Raw genomic sequence first — 3,354 nt, forward strand, 5'->3', positions numbered from 1 at the left:
GTGCCAGGCCGTGGACGCGCTCCTCGCCGACCAGTTCGGTGACGGCGTAGAAGGCCGTCATCAGCACGACCAGGGTCGGGATGATGCCGGTGACGAAGCCGGCGAACACTTCGCCGCCCTTCTGGAAGATGCCGATGAAGTATTTGCCGATCGCGGTGAGCCAGCCGAGCTGCTCTTCCTGCTGCACATTCTTCAGCTGTTCCTTGAGCTGATCGGCGGTGACCGGCGCGTTGTCGGTCGTCGCCTGCGCCAGGACCACAAGATGATCGGTGGCATGCTCGACGCCGAGCTTGCCGTGCCAGGCAGCATCCGAGACCATGGTGCCTGCGACATGCAGGTTGTGCACCGCGAGGTCTGCATGCTGTGCCAATAGTGTAATTACAGACATTTCTCCTCCTTATGACCCCTGCCGGTCATTCCCAGCCGGCTGCCGGCGTCGTTTAAGCCCTTGCTATGTTCAAGCCGGCCAGGCCCGGCTTCTTCCCCGGCTCCGACCGTGCGCGATCGATCTGCTCGATCGCCCGTTTCACGGCCTCGGCCACACCGGGTTCCCCCTCCCCCATGATCGCAGGGTTGGACCGGAGTCGATCGAGGGGGATGCCCTCGAATTTTTCATGTCGCTTGAACTTGGTCAGCACCGAACGGCCGCTCATGACCATCATGCGGCGCACGATGAGATCCGGCGTTACGACGATGAGCGCGATGGTGCCCTTTGCGAGGCGTCCGCGGAAATTGCCCGCGCCGACGAAACCGTCCTTGTACTGGCTGGTGACGCCTTTGAAGACATCCGAATAATGCCGCATCTGCAGCCAGACGCCCAACGATTGCAGCGCCCAGACAACAAACAGCAGAAGCAGTGCCCACTGCCAGATTGCCATTTCGGTCTCCTCCCGAGTCTCTTCCTCCGGCACATATTGAACGGAGGCGAGACGACCCGAAAGTGAGAACATTTGTTTCCTCGAATGTCAACATGTATTATATTAGCAGCCATAACGCTCCACAGCCGACCGGCCGATTTCGGCGTCGGCGGCGCTGTGGTAGCCTGTCGTCAAACGGGATGTGAGACATGGACCTGCCCTTCAGGCACGAACTGGCGCTTATGCCGGACCTTCGCCACCGGCTGCGGCAGCTGCGCTGGTTCCGCGCCACCTTCCGCAGCAGTGCGAAGGTGGTGTCGGAAACGTTCGGCGTGCGCTTCGAGATCGACGAGGCCAAGCTGACGCACGCCTTCCTCGACTGGATCGAGGTCATGGAAGCGCAGAAGCAATTCGCGGCGGTCGACCGCGCGGACTTCATCGTCTTCGCCGCCGGACTGGTGCTGCGTGAGCTGATCCGGCAGGCGCCGGCGCGGGAGGTCTCAGGTCTGAAGGAAATGATCGAGACCGAGGCAAATGCTGGCACGGCGGAAATCGTGCGCTTCTGGCCGGAAGGTTTCCTATATACCAACTACTGCGTGTCGGCGATCCTCGCCGTCCACGAGCAGGAATTCGGCAACGCGCCCAGCATCGATAAATGCGCCGACGATCTGCGCACCTGGTGGTCCTACCGCGAGAACGCAACGGAAATGCCCGCCTATGCCGTGGCGTTCCTCGACCGCTTCCTCGGCGCCGAGCCCAACTGGATCACACCCGACCGCGCCCAGTCACGCCAGGCCATGCAGCGCGCGCTCGGATCTTCGCCGGTCAGCGAAGCGTTGCGCCAGCTTTGAGCCGCTGGAGACGTAATCACCCGCTATTGAACATCTGACTTTTTATCGATAGCGATGTGCGCATTGGCACAGAGGCCGGGAGAAGCGCGTGGCGCAAACCAGACTGATGATTTTCGATTGCGACGGCGTTCTCGTTGACAGCGAACCGTTGGCCGCCAAGGCTTACGAGCGCGTCTATGAGAAGCACGGCATGCCGGGCGTGCATGGCGGCATCATCGCGCAATGCATCGGCATGAAGCAGGCCGACATCATCGTGAAGATCAAGGAACTGACCGGCCACCAGTTCCCCCCGGCGGCCGATGGCGACATCTGGGCCGAGACCAAGCTGCTCTTCTCCGAGGAGTTGAAGCCGACGCCGGGGATCGCGCCGTTCCTCAACACGCTTGCCGGAAACCGTTGCGTCGCCTCGTCGTCCTCGGTCGAGCGCATCAACCACAGCTTGTCGGTGACGGGATTGTCGCGCTTCTTCGGCGAGGCGATCTTTTCCTCCTCGATGGTGAAGAACGGTAAGCCGGCGCCGGACATCTTCCTCTGCGCCGCCGAGAAGATGGGTGCGAAGCCGACCGACTGTATCGTGGTCGAGGATTCGCCCTTCGGCGTTCAGGGCGCGGTGGCTGCCGGCATGATCGCGATCGGCTATACCGGCGGCGGTCACACCTATCCCGAGCACGGCGCGCGGCTGAAAGCCGCCGGCGCCGATTTTGTCTGCGCCGACTGGCACGAGGTTGCCCGGCAGTTGGCGGAGCTTGGTGTCCCGGCCTAATCTAGCGGAGACTGGGGAAGCGACGCCGGGTCCAGTCCCCCGGCGGGACCAATCCCCCTACACGGAAGTTGAAGGACAGGACCCGCGTGGCGTCGACGTCGACCTCGCAGCGGAAGCTCAGATCGTACCATTGGGTTGTCGTGCTGAAGGCGGCCTGCGGAGGGTTGAGAACATTGCCCTGCTTCAGGGGGATGGTCGGCAGCCATTTCGGCGCGTAGTCGGCGCTTTGCAGTTCCTGGTTCAGGACGTTGGCGCAAAGATTGGCTATGCGCTGATCGCGCGGCACGTTCTCCATCGAGCTCGTAGCCTGCATATTGCCGGTCGCACCCGGCGAGTAAAGTTTCCTGACGCCCGGCAGGCCGGAATAGATCGGCGCTCCCGCAGCCGCGCTGTCGGCGGAGTTCGACCTTGCCGGGTTCCCGCTTGGCGCTCTCAAGGCTCTTGCGGATTTGAACTTCATCGCCCTGGAAGGCTTAGGCTTTGCCTTTTCGGCCGAGGATGGAGGCGCGGGCTTGTCGCCTGACTCGGCCGTCAATGGCTTTAACGGCACGGCCGCTTGCTGCTCGGTGGTTTGCGGCGGCGTCTCTTGTTTGTCGGGCTGCTGCTTGTCGGCATCCTCAGTGGCTTGTTTCTCCTCGCTTTGCGCGGGTTTTTCGTCCGACGCTGCGGTTGCCGGCTTCTCTTGAGCCTTGTTGGAATCCGGCTGCTGCTGCTCGGGCGTTGCAGGCGAAGCGGGCTGGCCGGGCGCGGGCTTCGGCGCGACCGGCGGCTTCGCAGGCTGATCCTGGGCCGGCGACGGGGCGTTGGCCGGAGCGCTGCCCCCGTTCAGAGATTTCTCCGGGCCGGTATCCTTCTCGCCATACTGGAAAACGCGCTTCAGAAC

Annotated in this window: 5 protein-coding genes; 2 read left to right on the forward strand and 3 right to left on the reverse strand. The window is 62.9% G+C overall.

Annotated elements, in window-relative coordinates:
* Together EOA28_RS29605 and EOA28_RS29610 are read right to left on the reverse strand one after the other, a co-directional pair.
* The coding region (locus EOA28_RS29605) for a PTS glucitol/sorbitol transporter subunit IIC (protein ID WP_189342237.1) at window positions 1-388 on the reverse strand (388 nt) is incomplete at its 3' end.
* Window positions 389-440: 52 nt separating this feature from the next.
* Entirely contained in the window at window positions 441-878 is a 438-nt protein-coding gene (locus EOA28_RS29610) for a transcriptional regulator GutM (protein ID WP_127253697.1), read from the reverse strand.
* A 188-nt stretch (window positions 879-1,066) separates the two neighbouring features.
* Between EOA28_RS29610 and EOA28_RS29615 the strand changes: the two genes are divergently transcribed.
* Window positions 1,067-1,708, forward strand: coding sequence for a hypothetical protein (locus EOA28_RS29615; RefSeq protein WP_127253696.1), 642 nt, complete (start codon window positions 1,067-1,069; stop codon window positions 1,706-1,708).
* An 88-nt stretch (window positions 1,709-1,796) separates the two neighbouring features.
* Entirely contained in the window at window positions 1,797-2,471 is a 675-nt protein-coding gene (locus EOA28_RS29620) for an HAD family phosphatase (protein ID WP_127253695.1), read from the forward strand.
* A gap of 1 nt (window position 2,472) precedes the next feature.
* On the opposite strand, the gene EOA28_RS29625 is transcribed toward EOA28_RS29620, so the two are convergent.
* Window positions 2,473-3,354: DUF930 domain-containing protein (locus EOA28_RS29625; RefSeq protein WP_128315571.1), on the reverse strand; the 882-nt coding region annotated here is incomplete at its 5' end.

The sequence above is a fragment of the Mesorhizobium sp. M2A.F.Ca.ET.067.02.1.1 genome (assembly GCF_004023285.1).
In the GTDB taxonomy this organism is placed as follows: domain Bacteria; phylum Pseudomonadota; class Alphaproteobacteria; order Rhizobiales; family Rhizobiaceae; genus Mesorhizobium.